This is a genomic window from Patescibacteria group bacterium, assembly GCA_028707495.1.
In the GTDB taxonomy this organism is placed as follows: Bacteria; Patescibacteriota; Patescibacteriia; order UBA2591; family JAQWAS01; genus JAQWAS01.
Window position 1 is genome coordinate 37,654 of record JAQWAS010000001.1, and the last position, 17,337, is coordinate 54,990.

The 17,337-nt window shown below is 32.2% G+C and carries 17 protein-coding genes, 3 tRNA genes and 1 riboswitch; of the genes, 16 read left to right on the forward strand and 4 right to left on the reverse strand.

What is annotated here, in order from left to right:
- The first annotated feature begins 169 nt into the window (after positions 1 to 169).
- Genes PHS07_00180 through PHS07_00195 form a run of 4 tightly spaced genes read left to right on the forward strand, consistent with a single transcriptional unit; the run spans position 170 to position 6,261 of the window.
- Complete coding sequence (locus PHS07_00180) at positions 170 to 1,405, forward strand: S41 family peptidase (protein MDD4606746.1); 1,236 nt, start codon at positions 170 to 172, stop codon at positions 1,403 to 1,405.
- 11 nt (positions 1,406 to 1,416) lie between these two features.
- Complete coding sequence (gene rplI, locus PHS07_00185; GenBank protein ID MDD4606747.1) at positions 1,417 to 1,863, forward strand: 50S ribosomal protein L9; 447 nt, start codon at positions 1,417 to 1,419, stop codon at positions 1,861 to 1,863.
- A gap of 20 nt (positions 1,864 to 1,883) precedes the next feature.
- Positions 1,884 to 4,604, forward strand: a complete 2,721-nt coding sequence (gene ppdK / locus PHS07_00190; protein ID MDD4606748.1) for a pyruvate, phosphate dikinase — start codon at positions 1,884 to 1,886, stop codon at positions 4,602 to 4,604.
- A 31-nt stretch (positions 4,605 to 4,635) separates the two neighbouring features.
- Positions 4,636 to 6,261, forward strand: coding sequence for a CTP synthase (locus tag PHS07_00195; GenBank protein MDD4606749.1), 1,626 nt, complete (start codon positions 4,636 to 4,638; stop codon positions 6,259 to 6,261).
- 4 nt (positions 6,262 to 6,265) lie between these two features.
- Here the strand turns inward: PHS07_00195 and PHS07_00200 are convergent.
- Positions 6,266 to 6,336 (reverse strand) — tRNA-Thr (locus tag PHS07_00200).
- 5 nt (positions 6,337 to 6,341) lie between these two features.
- Positions 6,342 to 6,412, reverse strand: a tRNA-Gly gene (locus PHS07_00205).
- 17 nt (positions 6,413 to 6,429) lie between these two features.
- On the opposite strand from PHS07_00205, the gene PHS07_00210 reads away from it, so the two are divergent.
- The 9 genes from PHS07_00210 to PHS07_00250 all read left to right on the forward strand — a co-directional run bounded on the left by PHS07_00210 (position 6,430) and on the right by PHS07_00250 (position 13,271).
- Positions 6,430 to 7,206: a septal ring lytic transglycosylase RlpA family protein gene (locus tag PHS07_00210; protein ID MDD4606750.1), complete on the forward strand. Its 777-nt coding sequence runs from the start codon at positions 6,430 to 6,432 to the stop codon at positions 7,204 to 7,206.
- Between the two features lie 32 nt (positions 7,207 to 7,238).
- Positions 7,239 to 7,919 (forward strand): cell division ATP-binding protein FtsE, encoded by a 681-nt coding sequence (ftsE, locus tag PHS07_00215; GenBank protein ID MDD4606751.1) that lies wholly within the window; start codon positions 7,239 to 7,241, stop codon positions 7,917 to 7,919.
- A gap of 34 nt (positions 7,920 to 7,953) precedes the next feature.
- A complete protein-coding gene (locus tag PHS07_00220) occupies positions 7,954 to 8,874 on the forward strand; it encodes a permease-like cell division protein FtsX (protein MDD4606752.1) in 921 nt (306 codons plus the stop codon).
- Between the two features lie 166 nt (positions 8,875 to 9,040).
- Positions 9,041 to 9,114 (forward strand) — tRNA-Gln (locus tag PHS07_00225).
- A gap of 116 nt (positions 9,115 to 9,230) precedes the next feature.
- Positions 9,231 to 9,343, forward strand: a riboswitch (SAM riboswitch).
- 435 nt (positions 9,344 to 9,778) lie between these two features.
- Positions 9,779 to 10,951, forward strand: a complete 1,173-nt coding sequence (locus tag PHS07_00230) for a hypothetical protein (protein ID MDD4606753.1) — start codon at positions 9,779 to 9,781, stop codon at positions 10,949 to 10,951.
- 47 nt (positions 10,952 to 10,998) lie between these two features.
- Positions 10,999 to 11,436, forward strand: coding sequence for a hypothetical protein (locus PHS07_00235; GenBank protein ID MDD4606754.1), 438 nt, complete (start codon positions 10,999 to 11,001; stop codon positions 11,434 to 11,436).
- 63 nt (positions 11,437 to 11,499) lie between these two features.
- On the forward strand, positions 11,500 to 12,039 hold the full coding sequence (locus tag PHS07_00240; protein ID MDD4606755.1) for an NYN domain-containing protein: 540 nt from the start codon (positions 11,500 to 11,502) through the stop codon (positions 12,037 to 12,039).
- A 182-nt stretch (positions 12,040 to 12,221) separates the two neighbouring features.
- A complete protein-coding gene (locus PHS07_00245; protein ID MDD4606756.1) occupies positions 12,222 to 13,091 on the forward strand; it encodes a S49 family peptidase in 870 nt (289 codons plus the stop codon).
- A 9-nt stretch (positions 13,092 to 13,100) separates the two neighbouring features.
- Positions 13,101 to 13,271 carry a hypothetical protein gene (locus PHS07_00250; GenBank protein ID MDD4606757.1) on the forward strand — a complete coding sequence of 57 codons (171 nt, stop codon included), beginning with the start codon at positions 13,101 to 13,103 and terminating at the stop codon, positions 13,269 to 13,271.
- Between the two features lie 53 nt (positions 13,272 to 13,324).
- Here PHS07_00250 and PHS07_00255 read toward each other — a convergent pair whose 3' ends face one another.
- Positions 13,325 to 13,804 carry an adenylate cyclase gene (locus PHS07_00255; protein MDD4606758.1) on the reverse strand — a complete coding sequence of 160 codons (480 nt, stop codon included), beginning with the start codon at positions 13,802 to 13,804 and terminating at the stop codon, positions 13,325 to 13,327.
- A gap of 86 nt (positions 13,805 to 13,890) precedes the next feature.
- Positions 13,891 to 15,123: a putative glycoside hydrolase gene (locus PHS07_00260; GenBank protein MDD4606759.1), complete on the reverse strand. Its 1,233-nt coding sequence runs from the start codon at positions 15,121 to 15,123 to the stop codon at positions 13,891 to 13,893.
- 205 nt (positions 15,124 to 15,328) lie between these two features.
- Between PHS07_00260 and PHS07_00265 the strand changes: the two genes are divergently transcribed.
- The 3 genes from PHS07_00265 (at position 15,329) to PHS07_00275 (ending at position 17,332) form a co-directional block, all read left to right on the forward strand.
- The gene (locus tag PHS07_00265) at positions 15,329 to 15,586 is read left to right on the forward strand and encodes an RNA-binding protein (protein ID MDD4606760.1); all 258 of its coding nucleotides are present in this window, start codon (positions 15,329 to 15,331) and stop codon (positions 15,584 to 15,586) included.
- A 116-nt stretch (positions 15,587 to 15,702) separates the two neighbouring features.
- Entirely contained in the window at positions 15,703 to 16,218 is a 516-nt protein-coding gene (locus PHS07_00270; GenBank protein ID MDD4606761.1) for a YfcE family phosphodiesterase, read from the forward strand.
- Positions 16,219 to 16,378: 160 nt separating this feature from the next.
- On the forward strand, positions 16,379 to 17,332 hold the full coding sequence (locus tag PHS07_00275; GenBank protein ID MDD4606762.1) for an NGG1p interacting factor NIF3: 954 nt from the start codon (positions 16,379 to 16,381) through the stop codon (positions 17,330 to 17,332).
- Positions 17,333 to 17,337 lie beyond the last annotated feature (5 nt).

Sequence of the window (17,337 nt, forward strand, 5' to 3'; positions counted from 1 at the left end):
GGGCACTGCTGGCTCTCTAGTAATAACACTCATTACTCAGATTTAAAGTTTATAATAAATAAAAATTTTGTTTTTTGTTTGGATGTTTAGCTGTTTAAATATTTGAATGATTTTTTTGACCTGAATTTTTAATTATGATACAATAGACTAATTGTTTTAAAATAATTTTATGAAAATAAATTGGCGTCAATGTTCTAAAATTAAACAAAGTTTTTTGGTTTATTTATTTGTTTTATTATGTATTATTGTTTTTATAGTTGGTTTTTTGATTGGCCGAAAACAGATGAATCAGCCTCTAGATTTTGGTCAGATTTTAAATAAAAATAACGGTGAGGCGTATTTACATGAAGATGTGGATTTTGATTTATTTTGGCAGTTATGGAATAAGTTACAAGAAAATTATGTTGATCAGCCGGTGGCCGAGACTAAACTTTTTTATTCAGCTTTGGCTGGGATGGTGGCGGGTTTGGAAGATCCTTATTCTATGTTTTTAGATCCTCAAATGTCACAGGAATTTACAGAAGAACTTTCGGGTAAATTTGAAGGCATTGGGGCTGAAATTGGTATTAAAAAATCGCAATTAATGATTGTGGCGCCTTTACCAGACACTCCAGCTGAACGTGCTGGGTTACGTCCGCGTGATCAGATTTTAGCAATTGATAATTTAGATACGCGTGGTATGCCATTAGATAAAGCCGTGCAATTAATTCGTGGTGAAAAAGGTACTCCGGTAGTTTTAACTATCATGCGCGACAATTTTGAACAGCCACAGGAATTTGAAATTATTCGCGAGGTGATTAAAATTATTACAGTTAAAGCCGAAATGAAGGGGGATGTGGGCTATATTAAAATGTCGAGCTTTAATGATAAGACTGAAAAAGAATTTGTAACAGCTTTAGATAATATTTTAAAAAATAATCCTAAAGCCTTAATTTTAGATTTACGCAATAATCCGGGTGGTTATTTAAATGTTTCAGTTGAAGTGGCTTCGCATTGGATAGAAAGTGGTCAGGTTGTCGTTAAGGAAAAATTTTCTGACGATGATATTTTTGAATACAAAAGTACAGCTAAACTACCGCGCTTAAATGATTATCCAACAATCGTGTTAGCTAATGAGGGTTCAGCTTCGGCTTCTGAAATCGTGGCCGGCGCTTTGCAAGATTATGCTTTGGCAACTATTTTGGGCGAACAAACTTTTGGTAAGGGTTCAGTTCAAGCCATAGAAAGTTTGGCTGATGGTTCAGCCGTTAAATTAACTGTGGCACGTTGGTTAACACCGCAGGGTAATTGTATTGAAGAAAATGGTATTATACCAGACGAAGAAGTTGAATTAACTATTGATGATTATAATAATGATGCAGATCCACAATTGGATCGAGCTTTAGAAATTTTAAATAATAATTAAATTAAAAAAATATGCAAGTTATACTTTTAAAAGATGTTAAAAATTTGGGCTATAAAAATGACATTAAAGAAGTGGCAGTTGGCCATGCAGTTAATTTTTTACTACCGCAAAAATTAGCCATTAAGGCTACACCACAAAAGATAGCTGAAATTCAAACGAAACAAAAATTTTTAGCCAAACAAGAATCTAAAAATAAAAAAGAAATGCAAGTTGTGGCTGAAAAATTAAATAACCAAAACTTTGAATTAAAAGTTAAAACCAATAAAGAGGGGCATCTTTTTGGTGCGGTTCACGCTAAAGAAATCAGTCAGTTATTAAAAGAACAGGGCTATATAATTTCCGGTGATAAAATAAAAATTGATCAGAACATTAAAGAAGTTGGCGAACATGAAATAGAAATAAAATTGGCTCATGACATTAAATTTAAAATTAAATTAAACATTAAATCACAAGAATAATAATTAATAAAAAAGTTTTTATGAATCAAAATAAGGCAGTTTATTCTTTTGGTGGTCAGCAAGCCGATGGCAACGCACAAATGAAAAATTTACTAGGTGGCAAGGGGGCTAATTTAGCTGAAATGGATTTAATTGGCGTTCCAGTGCCTGCTGGTTTTACTATTACAACTGAGGTTTGTACTCAATATAAAGATTTAGGTAAGGAGAAAACAATTAAGTTAATTAAAGCTGAAGTTGAAGAAGGGATTAAAAAAATAGAAAAAATTATGCAAGCTGGCTTTAATAATCAAGATAATCCCTTGTTGGTTTCTGTCCGCTCTGGCGCTCGAGCTTCTATGCCTGGTATGATGGATACTATTTTAAATTTAGGTTTAAACGAACAGACTATTTATGGTTTAATTAAAAAAAGCAATAACGAAAGGTTTGTTTGGGATTCATATCGACGTTTTGTGCAGATGTATGGTGACGTGGTCTTAGGTTTAAAACCAGAATCTAAAGATGATATTGATCCTTTTGAAAAGATTATCGAAGAAGTTAAACAGGCCAAAAATGTAGAATTAGATACACAATTAGAAACAGTTGATTTAAAAGAATTGGTTAATAAATTTAAACAATTAGTTAAAGATAAAACTGGTCATGATTTTCCAGAAGATCCATGGCAACAGCTTTGGGGTGCGATTATGGCAGTTTTTGATAGTTGGAATAATCCCCGTGCCAAGGTTTATCGTCAACTTAACAACATTCCTGAAGAGTGGGGAACGGCAGTTAATGTCCAAGCTATGGTTTTCGGTAATATGGGTGATAATTCAGCCACGGGAGTAGCTTTTACTCGTGATGCTGCTACTGGTGAAAACATTTTTAACGGTGAGTATTTAGTTAATGCTCAGGGCGAAGATGTAGTAGCTGGGACACGCACACCACAACAAATCACCAAGGAAGGTTCATTGCGTTGGGCTAAATTGGCTCAAATTTCTGAAGAAGATAGGGTTAAAAAATATCCCTCTTTGGAAGAAGTTATGCCACAAGTTTATCAAGAATTAAATCAAATTCAGAATAAATTAGAAGAGCATTATCAAGATATGCAAGATTTAGAGTTTACCATTCAAGATGGTAAATTGTGGTTATTACAAACCCGAAATGGCAAACGCACTGGTTTGGCGATGGTTAAAATTGCCATGGATTTATTACGTGAAGGTAAAATTGATGAATCAACGGCTTTATTACGTCAAGAACCTAATAAATTAGATGAACTTTTACATCCTATTTTTGAATCGCAGTCTTTAATACAAGCCCAACCTTTAACTAAGGGTTTACCAGCTTCACCGGGTGCGGCTACTGGTCAAATAATTTTTTTTGCCGATGAAGCTGATAAATTTGACAAAACTATTTTAGTTAGAATAGAAACCTCACCGGAAGATTTAGAGGGGATGAATATTGCCAGGGGGATTTTAACTGCTCGAGGTGGAATGACCTCGCATGCCGCCGTAGTCGCCAGGGGTATGGGAAAATGTTGTGTTTCTGGTGCCGGTGAAATTAAAGTTGATTATAAAAATAGGACTATGCAAATCAGAGATGTAGAATTAAGAGAAGGTGATTGGTTGTCATTAGATGGTTCAACTGGTCAAGTTTATCATAGTCAAATTAAGACTCAGACCCCAGAATTAGATGGTGATTTTAGTGAAATTATGAAATTAGCTGATAAATATCGTAAATTAAATATTAGAACTAATGCTGATACGCCTAAAGACGCTCAAATAGCTAGAGAATTTGGGGCTGAGGGAATTGGTTTGTGTCGGACTGAACATATGTTTTTCGAAGGTGAAAGAATTAAAGCCATGCGCGAAATGATTCTAGCCTCAGATGAAATGGGTCGCCAAAAGGCTTTGGATAAATTATTGCCGTTCCAACGTGAAGATTTTGAAGGCATTTTTAAAGCCATGAATGGTTTCCCTGTGACGGTTAGATTATTAGATCCGCCACTGCACGAGTTTATTCCACATGAAGAAACTAATCAACAAGAAATGGCTAATGAAATGGGAGTCGCAGTTGAAATTATTCGTAATAAAGTTAAAGAATTACACGAAGTTAACCCGATGTTGGGTCATCGTGGTTGTCGTTTAGGTAATACTTATCCTGAGATTACCCGAATGCAAGTGAGAGCCATAATTGAAGCGGCTTTAAATATTAAAAATGAAGGTATTGAAGTTAAACCAGAGATCATGATTCCTTTAACCGGAACCAAAGAAGAATTAAAAATGCAAGAAGAGATGACTCGACAAACAGTAGAAGAAATTTTTAATAACAGGGGAGACAGAGTTGATTATTTAGTTGGTACGATGATCGAAGTTCCACGAGCAGCTTTGACAGCTAATGAAATGGCAGAAGTGGCCGAATTTTTTTCTTTTGGTACTAATGATTTAACTCAAATGACTTTTGGTTATTCACGTGATGATGCTGGTAAATTTTTACCAATTTATATTAAAAAAGGTATTTTAAAGCACGATCCCTTTCAAGTTTTAGATCAAAATGGCGTAGGTCAATTGGTGACTATGGGTATTAATAAGGGTCGTCAAACACGGTCAAATTTAAAAGTTGGTATTTGTGGTGAGCATGGTGGTGAACCAAGCTCAATTGAATTTTGTCATCGAGTCGGTATGAATTATGTGAGTTGTTCGCCCTTTAGAGTGCCAATTGCTAGATTAGCCGCAGCTCAGGCGAAAATTAAAGAAGATAATAAATAATATATTTTAAAAAATAAAAATTAAAAAATATATGGCTTCAAAAACCAAGTATATTTTTGTCATGGGCGGAGTTTTATCTGGCCTAGGTAAAGGCATTGCCACAGCTTCAATTGCTAAATTATTGCAAAGTAAGGGCTATAAAGTTACGGCCATGAAAATTGATCCATATTTAAACGTGGATGCTGGTACGATGAATCCAATTGAGCATGGAGAGGTTTTTGTGACTAAAGATGGCTTAGAGTGTGATCAAGATATTGGCAATTATGAACGATTTTTAGATCAGGAATTAACCAAAGATAACTACATGACAACTGGTCAGGTTTATGCTTCGGTTATTCAAAGAGAAAGAAATTTAGAATACGAAGGTAAATGTGTTGATCCCGTACCGTATACAGTTGAAGAAATTACTCGACGGATTAAACTTTTAGCTCGCAAGAGTCAGGCCGATTTTATTTTAATCGAAATTGGCGGAACGGTTGGCGAATACCAAAATTCAATTTATTTTGAAGCGGCACGTTTAATGCATTTAAATAATCCTCGCCAGGTTTTATTTATTTTACTTTCATACTTACCAATTCCCGGCAAAATTGGCGAAATGAAAACCAAACCAACTCAACACGCAGTCCGGACTTTAAATTCTATGGGCATCCAACCTGACTTTGTTTTGGGTCGAGCGACTGTGCCGATGGATGATTCACGTAAACGTAAAATTTCTATCACCTGCAACTTAAACAAACAAGATATTATTTCAGCGCCAGATGTGGAATATATCTATGATATTCCTTTAAATTTTGAACAAGATGGTTTAACTAAGCAAATTTTAAAGAAATTTAAATTAAGAGCCAAAAAACAAGATTTAAAAGAATGGCAAATTTTTATTAATAAAATAAAAAATTCCAAACAGATTTTAAATATTGGAATTATTGGTAAATATTTTGCTACAGGCAAATTTGTTTTAGCTGATTCATATATTTCAGTCATTGAAGCTATTAAGCATGCCGGTTGGTATCAAAATTGCCAAGTTAATTTAAATTGGATTGATTCTGATAAATATGAAAAAAGCCCAAACGAACTTAAAGAATTAAAACAATTTGATGGTATAATCGTGCCGGGTGGTTTTGGCAAACGAGGCGTCGAGGGTAAAATTTTAGCTATTGGTTATGCGCGTAAAAATAAAATTCCATTTTTAGGTTTATGCTATGGTATGCAGTTAGCTACGATTGAATTTGCCAGAAATGTAGCTGGTTTTAAAAATGCTAATTCAACTGAAATAAATTCCAAAACACCTTATCCGGTGATTGATATTTTGCCAGAACAAAAAGAAAAAATTAAAAACAAGGATTATGGTGGATCAATGCGTTTAGGAGATTATCCCTGTGTTTTAAAGGCTAAAACTAAAGTTCAACAAGTTTATAAAACAGATGAAATTATTGAACGTCATCGTCATCGTTATGAATTTAACAACAAATATCGGCAAGAATTAGAAAATAAAGGCTTAATTTTTAGTGGGACTTCGCCCGATGGCAAATTAGTTGAAATGATTGAATTACCCAACCATCCCTTTTTTGTGGCTTGTCAATTTCATCCGGAATTTAAATCACGGCCCATTCATCCCCATCCATTATTTAAAGAATTTATCAAAAGTTGTCAAAAATAAAAAAAGCCCCCTGTCAGAATCGAACTGACGTATGTGGTTTACGATACCACCGTTCTACCACTGAACTAAAGGGGCTAAATAGCGGGATACGGGAATCGAACCCGTCCTTCAACCTTGGGAAGGTCGTGTACTACCACTGTACTAATCCCGCATAATTTATATTAATTTATGTTAACATATTATAAAAAAATTGTCATTAGTTTATTAATTATAATTGGCTTAGTTATAAATTTTAACTGTGTGCAAGCCAAAGCAGTTTTAACACGTAAAGTTGTTTATTTAGGACAGGAAATTTTAGACAAAGGCTTTACTTTGGAAAGTTATGATCAAAATTTTAAAATTGGTGTTTGGCCAAAAATTTTAAACCAACCAAGTAAATTAAGCTTAAACGATGAGGGTCGAGCGGGCTTAGTTATACCGGATGATAAAAGTTTAATTTCTAATTTATACGTTTATAAATTTAATCAAACGGATTTTGCTGATTTTCAAGGCGCTTACACTTTAAAAATAAAATATACCAGCGACAACGTTTTGCGTAAGGGTATTTATTTTTATAATCCAGCCATGCAAACTTGGTCAGAGGCTCAACCATCCAAAATTAATTTAGAAGATCAAACTATGAGTATAAATTTAAAATTTCCTTATGCTCAAGTGGCGGTTTTGGAAGATAAGGTTGAACAAGGTCAAGCCAGTTGGTATCATTGTGTGGGTGGTCTATATGCGGCCCATCCAGAATATGAGCGTGGCACATATTTGAAAGTAACTAACTTAGAAAACGATAAATCGGTCGTGGTTAAGGTTAATGATTGGGGGCCAGATAGATCTATTTTTCCGGAGCGGGTGATTGATTTAGATTCACAAGCTTTTAAACAATTAGCACCTTTAAGTTGGGGCGTAATTAATGTTAAAGTTGAAAAAATTGATCAACTAGAATTAAATGAATAAAAAGTGTACAATATTAGAATAAAAATAAAAACATGATAACTTTAAAAAATATTACCAAATTTTATCCGCCAGACACCTATGCTTTAAATAATGTTAATTTATGTATTAAGCCAGGAGAGTTTGTATCGGTTATTGGTCGCAGTGGGGCAGGTAAATCAACAATTATTAAATTATTAATTGCCGAGGAGAAACCAGATCAAGGTCAAATCAGTATTGGTGGTTGGGATATTACTAAAATTAAACACAATGACGTGCCATTGTTGCGTCGCCAATTAGGCGTAGTTTTTCAGGATATAAAATTATTACCTAAAAAAACAGTTTTTGAAAATGTAGCTTTTGCTTTAGAAGTTAGTGGAGCGAATGATAATGAAATTAAACAAGTTGTACCGGAATTATTAAAGATTGTAGGTTTGGAAAGCAAAACAAAACGTTTTCCATATCAACTGTCAGGAGGGGAAGCTCAACGTGCTGCCATTGCTCGAGCATTAGTTCATCAACCTAAAATTTTAATTGCCGACGAGCCGACTGGTAATTTGGACGGAATTAATACCAAGGAGATTGTTGATTTATTAGAAAAAATTAATGAATTAGGTACAACGGTGGTTTTAGTTAGTCATGATTCAGAAATTGTTAATTATTTAAAAAAGAGAGTTATTACTTTAAAAAATGGCATAATTATAGCTGATCAAGAGAAGGGTTGCTATTCAATTTAAATATAAATATAAATATAAATATAAACATAAACCCATGTTAATCACTTTAAGACGAATTTTAAAATTATCTTTTCAAAGTTTCTGGCGTAATATTTGGTTGTCATTAATTACTATTTTTATTATTTTTTTGGCGTTGTTTTCTATTTCAATGTTGGTGAATTTAAATATCTTAGTGGATGTTTCAATTGAGAGTATTAAAGAAAAGGTTGATTTGAGTTTATATTTTAAATCTGAAGTGACACAGGAAGAAGTGGTTAAAATTAAATCAGAATTAGAAAATTTAGTTGAAGTCGAGAGTATTAATTTTATTTCCCGAGATCAAGCTTTAAATGATTTAAAAGAAAAACAAAAAGGAAATGATTTAATTATAAAATCAATTCAGGAATTAGATGAAAATCCACTGGGAGACAGTTTAACAATTAAAGCGCGCAACATTGAGGATTATAAAGAAATTATTTTATATATCAGTGGGAACGCCGATTATGAAGCTAAAATTTGGAATCAAGAGTTTGATGAAGATTATAACGAGATTGTTGATAAATTAGAATCGGTTTCGTCACGCATTGAACAGATTGGTTTTTTCATTATTGCTTTGTTTGTGATTATCGCTTTCTTGATTATTTTTAATACTATTCGTATTGGTATTTATACTTATCGAGAGGAAATCGGTGTAATGAAATTAGTTGGGGCTAAAAGTAATTTTGTTCGTGCACCCTTTTTAGTTGAGACAATAGTGTTTATTATTATAGCTTGGGTGATTAATACAACTTTGTTTTTTGTTTTAGCTAAGACAACTCAGCTACAAATTAGTACTTTTATCGGTAATGCAGATTTTAGTCTACTTGAACATTATTTAGCTAATTTTGGTATGGTTTTCGGTTGGCAATTGATTTTGGTAATTTTATTGGGGATGGTGAGTTGTACGATCGCTATAAGAAGATATTTGAGGGTTTAATACTACAATTAGCAATTTACAATTTTAAATTTTTATTGAATTTTTAATGAATTAATTTTTAATATTTTAGTATTTTTAACCAAACATTTAAAACTAGACATTAGAAATTTAAAAATTAGAAATTCATTGGAAATTAGGAATTAGATATTAGAAATTAAAATTACGTTCGGGGGTCGTCTAATGGTAGGACAGCAGGTTCTGGTCCTGTCAATGGGGGTTCGATTCCCTCCCTCCGAGCCAAGTATGTACGAACAGAGGCTAAAACCTCTGTTTTTGCTTTGTTTAAAGGTTATCCACTTGTGTTATAATAAATTTGAGTTATAATATAAAAGTAGCAACTATACAATTGAAAAAATTAATTATCAAGAGTGCAAAGTAGAGACATGGCTCCGTAACTTTGCCAGCAACCCTTGAAGGTGACACTTCAAGAAGGTGCTAAATCCATGCCTTAAGGTAGGAAAGATAAAAGGTCGTTTTTATATTTATATAAAATATCTTTCCTGGTTTAGGGAAAGATTTTTTAATTTAAAATATATGAAAAATTTAAACAACAAACAAAAGAACTCGCCAAAGATTTGGAATTTTGAAACATTTTTGAAGAGGTCTCAAGAGGTCCTAGGGAAACATGGCATATCGGTTACGGACGGGATGACGGACTCACAATCTACGACAGAATCGCAGATAAGCGTAGTATTTCGTCCGTTTGGTCGAGACGGGGGAAATTTTAACAAACCACAAGAATCAGACAATATCAAGAGGTTGGAGAATGAATCGTCGAATAATAATAATAAAGATTAATGAGTTTTTATTATAGAATATAAAATTTATTGTTTAGTTTTATGTAAGAAAATGGTAAAATATAATAAATATTAAAAATATATTTTAAATTAAATTTATGAATAATATGGCAAAGATTAATTTATATGAAAATAAAATAAATGAAATTGTCGAAAGGATAATTTTAGATGCGCGTCTTTGTGTAAAAGAAGAAAACAAGAAATTGGAAGAAAAGTTTAAAAGAGATAGTGCTGAGTTTCAAGAGAAATATTTAGATATTTTATTTCAGTTTGTATATTTTTTTATAGATCAGTCGATAAGATTAGCAATATCAATGGACCAAAATTCCGAAAAATTTTTACCCGATGAATTGATTTCTCGTGTTGGTAAAAAATTAATTGATATGGTATTTACAGAATCAAGCGAAGAATATAAATTAAAAATTTTAGACATTTTTAATGATAAGCTTGATATTGCTATTAATAATTATAGTAAATGCACAACATTTATGGTGAGCGACAAAGAAGATTTTGCTTACGCGGATAAATGCGCAGCGGAGATGACCAGTAAAGGATTGGTGAATTGTTTACAAGACGAAATAGCTAAAATTTTAGATGATCCGGTTGGTCTTCTGTTTTGGGAGCATATACGTATCGTAATGCAGATTTTAAATGTGTCTGAATATAAAGATTTAATTTCTAATATATTGGAATCATTTAATCTTATAAAAACAATATTGAATGCAACAATCCCGTCAAAGGTTTCCCAATGTTTAGGTTCTTTTTCTGGTTTTATCAATAATAAATATTCTAATGATCAAATAAAGGGGTTTGATGAATTTAATGTTATTTTTAACGAAATTGAACTATTTTTTATTTATATTTTTTCTGTAATTCTTAGATTTGAGCTAAATTTTAGAGAAGAGACCACTTTTGTAATAATTAATGCTTTGGTTGATAAAATGAGTTCTTATTCTACTAGAGTTTTTTTGTCGGTTTTTAAGAAACCCAATGATTTACAAAAGGAAAAAAAATTTGAAAGTGAACTGATAGATCAATTCAAAAATAATTTTGCTATTACTTTTAATGAATATGAAAGTATGCACCCAGGTGCAAATAAAAAATTTATTAAAGATGCATACAATAAAGTAGTCCAAGATATAGCAAAAAATATTAATGAAGAAAATAATCTAGTATTTATAAATTTTGCATATAAAATTATAAAAGATACACTTGATTATAAAGATACCGTTTCTGTTTTAGTTAAAATTTTTACACATGAAAGTAAAGATAAATCATAATAAGTTTTAATAATAAAAATATGATAACAAAAAATTAAAATAATTTTATGAAATTGTACAGAGCAACATTAGAAAAACCAATAGTTTTTTCTGAAAGCATAATTATTACGGCTGAGAATTTAAATTCTATTGATTTTGATAAAGTAATCTATTGTGAAATTAGCCCAAAAGGTGCTATGGGCAATGAGGGTGGAATTCTAATTTATGTATTGAATAGTGAAGATAATCTGATTACTTATGAGACTAATGTATTTAAAGATCAAGAATCTTTTGATTCTGCAGTAGAACGAATTGAACAAAATTTAGATCTCTTTGTTAATTATAGTGGTGGTTTTGGAAACTATGTTTACATTAAGAAAAATATTGAATTTGAAATTGATGAAAAATATAAATGTTTTTGGTATCATTCTAAAAATACTAAACTAAGGATAGATACTTCTGTTGAGGGGGTTTTTCTTATTGTGTCTGCCGAGATGACTGGCTAAGAATATAAATACTAAAATTAATTTCTATGTCCAACTATTTTCCAATATTTAAAAAAATAAAATATGAATCAAAACAAAAACCAAGAAAATAATTTAGCTTTTATTGACGGACAAAATTTATATATGGGGACAAATTCAGAAGACCCAGAAGATCCAGCTTGGGAGGTTGATCTGGCCAAATTTCGTCAATATTTAACCAGAAAATATTCTGTTCAAAAAGCATATTATTTTTTAGGTTTTGTGAATGAAGATAATCAAGATTTATATGATCAAATTCAAGAAGCTGGATTTATTTTAAAATTTAAGGAGCATAGTTCTGTTATGATGAGTAAGAAAAAAGGCAACGTTGATACGGATATTGTTTTTGATGTGATGAAAAGAATATATAAAAAAGAACTATTTGATAAAATAGTTCTAGTGACTGGAGACGGAGACTATAAAAAGTTAGTTGATTTTTTGATTGAAGAAAACAGATTTAAAAAGATACTTTTTCCCAATAAACAGTTTGCGTCATCATTGTATAAAAGTATTACCAGGATATATTTTGATTATATGATTAACTTAAAAAGTATAATTGGACAAAATGAAAAAGGCGACCTTTGATCTTACGATCGCTGGGAGCCTTTTGTCTTAATAACTTAATTATAGCAAAATATATCTTTCTGTCAACAATTTATTTTTTAGCTTAAATTAGACTAAATTTGATAAAATTTAATAAAGTTATCCACAATGTCAAATGCTTTAAAATTATTTATTGATGATTATTTTTTAAAAAATTAAATTCTATGTCTAACTATTTTCCAACATTTAAAAAAATTCTTACTAAAACCTTGGGTTTTAATTTTAAGAAGTTTTTTAAAATTATTTTTATCATAATCATCTTCATCGCCGCCTATATTATCATTAAAGACGAAGTAAAATATCAATTAGATATAGGCGACGATTATTATGAAAGCGACGACTTATCGTCTGATTGTAATGTGGTTGGTGTCATCTTGCATGGCGAGTTGGTGACATATATCGCAGATAGCGATGACTCTGAGAGTAATCAGACGACCTCCGAGAATATTGTTTATACTCTTGAAGATTTAGCAAAAAACGAGGATGTTAAGGCGATTATTTTAGAAATAGATTCATTGGGTGGAGATCCAGTGGCTGGCGAGGAAGTAGCTAACGCTTTAAAGCGCGTAACCAAGCCCACAGTGGCTTTAATTAGGGGATATGGCGATTCAGCCGCTTATTGCGCGGCCACCGGCGCGGATGTGATTTTTGCTTCTAAAAATTCCGATATTGGCTGTATTGGCGCGACTGCGTCATATTTAGATTATTCTCAACAAAACCAGCAAGAAGGCATTACTTATAATCAGCTCAGCTCAGGCAAATTTAAAGATATGTTTGATTATGATAAGCCTTTAACTACCGAAGAGAAGACATTAATTATGCGGGATATAAACATTTTACACGAGAATTTTATTAAAGATGTGGCCGAGAATAGACAGATGGATATTGATCAAGTTAGAAAATTAGCTGATGGTTCAAGTATGTTGGGTGAGATGGCTTTAGAAAAAGGCTTGATTGATCAAATAGGCGATGAATATGAAGTTAGAAAATATTTAAAAGAAAAATTAGGAGAAGAGATTAAAATCTGTTGGTAATTTTTAATTATGAAAAAAAGAAAAATACTATCTTTTATTTTAGCAATATTTGCCATTTTATTCGGGATTTTTATGTTTATATACGGTGGGCATGATGATAGTCCTGGCGGGCAGTTGTTGGGCGTGATAATCTGTGTTTTGGGTTTGATGGGTTTATTAAAAAATTTTAAAAGATCGTAGTTTTTTCCATAAAAAAATAAGCCAGCACATTGCATTGCGCTGGCTTTTTAGTGTTATAGTGGTAAGCCGTTGGTGGCCAAGCTTTGATTTTTGTAAGCCGGGTCATCGGTTACCTGCTTAACAAAAACATCTGAAATGCATTGGGGCATTTGTGGACTGGTGTCTTCTGATGGTAATTCTACCTCGGCGATGACAAGATCCTCAAGAAGAGCACCCTGATATTCGTCGATCTCCCAAGTTAGCCCGTCGTCACCCTGAATTTTGTATCGATATTTAACGAGACGACTGCTAGATGAGAGGTTTTCGAGAATTTCGTAAACCTCATAAGGAATTTCGATTTCTGTTTCTGTCCGTGTTAATCCCGAGCCGGTTTTTTGGGTTAACATAAACTTTTTCCCCTTGGCTCGGATGCGGATTTCAGGGTCGCCAGTCAGAAGATACTCTTGAACAATAAGAATTGCATTGTCATTTTCGAGGCCTGGTGGCAAACCTCTCAACAGAAATTTTCTTTCAATTTCTTGATTTTTTGGCATTTTTCCTCCTTGGGTTGAAAATTTTTAAAAAACACAAACTGTTTTTTAATATACTAGTTTATTTTAAAAAAAATGTCAAGGGTTGTTTATTTTTCCGATAATTGTATTTTATTTTTGATTTCAGAAGCTTCAACCGTATATTGATTGCGTGGATTCCACAAGATCCAGCCATTAGTGTTGTTTTCATCGCAAGCCTTAATTTGCGCATCAATCATCTTGGCGGTGTAATTGGCACCCATATCAAAATCTTGCAACCAGGGACGAGTACTGGCCGGATTGGCTAAATTAGAATTTTGAACAATTTGATTACCCTCAATTAGACTGTCATTAACTATTTCATAAGGATGAGCGGCTGGATTAGAATAACCCAAATAGCCATTAGGATAATGCGATGGATAAACCATCGGTGAAATATAATCAAAATAGGGGAGCGCATCAATTAAGCGTTGGCCAATACCTAAGTCATATTCTGGGTCAGCCCAATTTTTATAAGTTAAACCAAACAAATCAAGAGAGATTGGTTGTTTGTAAGAACTTAATTCGGTTTTTAGATATTTAAAAAATTCGTTTAAAACTTGATAACGTTTGCGATTATCAGAAAGTTGATGATAGTCTATATTATTAATATTACCATCAGAAGGAAAGCGAATATAATCAAATTGAACTTCATCAAAGCCCAAATCAAAAGCTTCTTTAGCTTGATTTACTGGTAATTGCCAAACTTGAGGATTAGTCATATCTAGCCAGGCATGTCCACCATAGTCACGCCATAAACGTCCATTTTTGGCCTTTAAGGCGTATTGAGGTAAGACTTCGGCGATAGTGTTATCTTGAAAGGTGACTATTCGGGCAATGGTATAAATATCCTTATCTTGTAAATCTTTTAAAATATTTTTAACATCCTGATTGCTAATGGCGGTGGGAGAGATGGGTTGATTTTTTAAAATTTCAGATTGCGGATAAAAAATAAATTTATTATTTGGATCTTTAACATCAATCACGAGTGAATTTAATTCAGAGGTTTCGACTAGGTCGATTAAGTTTTGTCTTAGATCTGAATGAGTAAAGGAATAACCGGTCATATAGATAGCTTTGACTTTTTGGGGTGTAGGTAAAAATAAATTTTCCGCCGGAGCGGAATTTTCTGCTGGCGAGGCGATTAAAAAATTATTATTTTCAACAATGAGTGATTCGCTGGAATTAATTATAGGAGTTGTTTTAAATCTTATAATTTTAAAATATAAATTTAATAAAATAACTCCACCGCCGACAACAGCACATAAAATTATAAAAAACCAAGATAATGATATTTTTTTCATAACTAATTTTAAAAATAGTTAATGTATTATAGCATAAAAATCTTAATAAAAAAATATCAACAGTTGGGCTATTGCTTATTTTTTAAAACTATGCTAAGATATTAAAGCAAGTATTTTTCTATGCTTCTTACACAGTTTTAATGTGTGAGTCAAGAAAAGCCAAAGGGTCGACTTGCGTATTTAAATTGTGTAAACATTAGTTACTATGGCAAAGAAATTATATGTTGGTGGAATCTCTTATTCAGCTACAGACGATAGCTTGAAAAATCATTTTTCTCAAGCTGGAACAGTTGAATCAGCCACCATTATTATTGACAAAATGTCAGGCCGTTCAAAAGGTTTTGGTTTTGTCGAAATGTCAACCGAAGAAGAAGCTCAGAAAGCAATTGAAATGTTTAATGGTCAGGACATGGATGGACGTACCATTAAAGTCAATGAAGCTCGTCCACGCGAAGAACGCTAGATTTTAAAGCATTTATAAAATAATGTTTTTACAAAAGACGATTCATAGAATCGTCTTTTGGTTTTAAAGCAAAAACTTGATATAATAAAGAATAAAGATAATTAATTTATAAATCTATGCGCATAGCTATTATTTCAGATACTCATGATAATTTAGTTAATATTAAAAAATGTTTTGAGTGGCTTAAGCAACATGATATTAAAAATGTAATTCATTGCGGTGATGTGTGTGCGCCAGCGGTTATAAAATTTATAATAGAAGATTGTCAATTCGACGGTCGATTGGATTTGGTTTTTGGTAATGTTGATGGCGATGAATTTAGAATAACCAATTTAGCACAGCGCTATGAAGATAAATTTAAAATTCACGGTGAATTAGGTAAAATAGAACTAGACAATCAAAAAATAGCTTTTTGCCATATGCCAGACTTTGCCAAGGCTTTGGCTCAGACAGGAGATTATAATTTGGTTTTTTATGGCCACACTCATAAACCCTGGGAGGAAAAAATTAATAATTGTTTATTGTTAAATCCTGGTACTTTGGCAGGCATGTTTTATAAGGCTAGTTTCGCTATTTATGACACACAAACAGGTCAGGCCGAATTAAAAATTTTAGAACAATTAAATTTTTAATCTAGAGTCATTTTACATAAATTAAATAAATTTTTTAAAACGTTCTATTCAAATTTAATTTTTTAAGTAAGACATCTAACTTGGGTGTTATTTTTTTGTCTTGATAAATTTTTTTAGATAAGTTAAAATATAGTATTATCAATTTAAATTAACTAAATATATGACCGTTAAACAAATTTACGATTTAGCTATTAAGGAAGGAATTCGAGCTGATTTTCGTGGTCAAAAAGATATTCAAGAAATGCTACGACGTTTAAAGAGTCGATATAGTAAAATGTCAGTTAGACAAAAACAGGAATTTGATCAAGAAAGATTAGTTAATCCTTTTTCAGATACACGGATTTTAAATGACAATGGCAAACAAATTAAGAAAATTTTAACTGGCATTGATATGGATGTGGCAGAATTAATGTTAGCTGATAAGTTGGGCGATATTGATTTGGTTTTAGCTCATCATCCCCAGGGTAAGGCTTTGGCTTGTTTAGATGATGTGATGCGTTTGCAGGCTGATGTGATGAGTCAATATGGTGTGCCAATTAACATTGCTGAAGCTTTAATTACTGAAAGATTAGAAGAAGTTGGTAGGGGCATATCAGCTGTTAATCATAATCGAGCGGTGGATATGGCAAAAATGTTGCATATAAATTATATGTGCGTACATACGCCTTGTGACAATTTAGTGGCTAATTTTTTAGATAAATTAATTGCTAAAAATAAACCAACTTATGTTGAAGATTTAATCGATTTACTTAAAGAAGTTCCAGAGTATAAACAAGCTATTCAAATCGGAGCTGGTCCAAAATTATTTAGTGGAAAAATGGGTAACCGTACCGGTAAAATCGGTTTATTAGAGATTACGGGTGGTACTGAAAGTTCACCCAAAGTTTATACTAAATTAGCTCAAGCTGGGGTAGGCACGGTAGTCGGTATGCACATTGGCGAGGAGCATCGTAAAGAAGCCTACAAAGCTCATATTAATGTGGTTATCGCTGGTCATATCGCTTCAGATTCAATTGGGATGAATTTATTTTTAGATCAATTAGAGCAAAAAGGTATTGAAATTATTCCAGTTTCTGGTTTGATTCGGGTTAAGCGTTTTAAGTTAAAAAAATAAAATTA

What these genes read in the sequence shown, in the direction of transcription:
- PHS07_00180 (MDD4606746.1), top strand. Translation starts at nt 170, where the DNA reads ATGAAAATAAATTGGCGTCAATGTTCTAAAATTAAACAAAGTTTTTTG.
- rplI (MDD4606747.1), top strand. Translation starts at nt 1,417, where the DNA reads ATGCAAGTTATACTTTTAAAAGATGTTAAAAATTTGGGCTATAAAAAT.
- ppdK (MDD4606748.1), top strand. Translation starts at nt 1,884, where the DNA reads ATGAATCAAAATAAGGCAGTTTATTCTTTTGGTGGTCAGCAAGCCGAT.
- PHS07_00195 (MDD4606749.1), top strand. Translation starts at nt 4,636, where the DNA reads ATGGCTTCAAAAACCAAGTATATTTTTGTCATGGGCGGAGTTTTATCT.
- PHS07_00210 (MDD4606750.1), top strand. Translation starts at nt 6,430, where the DNA reads ATGTTAACATATTATAAAAAAATTGTCATTAGTTTATTAATTATAATT.
- ftsE (MDD4606751.1), top strand. Translation starts at nt 7,239, where the DNA reads ATGATAACTTTAAAAAATATTACCAAATTTTATCCGCCAGACACCTAT.
- PHS07_00220 (MDD4606752.1), top strand. Translation starts at nt 7,954, where the DNA reads ATGTTAATCACTTTAAGACGAATTTTAAAATTATCTTTTCAAAGTTTC.
- PHS07_00230 (MDD4606753.1), top strand. Translation starts at nt 9,779, where the DNA reads ATGGCAAAGATTAATTTATATGAAAATAAAATAAATGAAATTGTCGAA.
- PHS07_00235 (MDD4606754.1), top strand. Translation starts at nt 10,999, where the DNA reads ATGAAATTGTACAGAGCAACATTAGAAAAACCAATAGTTTTTTCTGAA.
- PHS07_00240 (MDD4606755.1), top strand. Translation starts at nt 11,500, where the DNA reads ATGAATCAAAACAAAAACCAAGAAAATAATTTAGCTTTTATTGACGGA.
- PHS07_00245 (MDD4606756.1), top strand. Translation starts at nt 12,222, where the DNA reads ATGTCTAACTATTTTCCAACATTTAAAAAAATTCTTACTAAAACCTTG.
- PHS07_00250 (MDD4606757.1), top strand. Translation starts at nt 13,101, where the DNA reads ATGAAAAAAAGAAAAATACTATCTTTTATTTTAGCAATATTTGCCATT.
- PHS07_00255 (MDD4606758.1), bottom strand. Translation starts at nt 13,804, where the DNA reads ATGCCAAAAAATCAAGAAATTGAAAGAAAATTTCTGTTGAGAGGTTTG.
- PHS07_00260 (MDD4606759.1), bottom strand. Translation starts at nt 15,123, where the DNA reads ATGAAAAAAATATCATTATCTTGGTTTTTTATAATTTTATGTGCTGTT.
- PHS07_00265 (MDD4606760.1), top strand. Translation starts at nt 15,329, where the DNA reads ATGGCAAAGAAATTATATGTTGGTGGAATCTCTTATTCAGCTACAGAC.
- PHS07_00270 (MDD4606761.1), top strand. Translation starts at nt 15,703, where the DNA reads ATGCGCATAGCTATTATTTCAGATACTCATGATAATTTAGTTAATATT.
- PHS07_00275 (MDD4606762.1), top strand. Translation starts at nt 16,379, where the DNA reads ATGACCGTTAAACAAATTTACGATTTAGCTATTAAGGAAGGAATTCGA.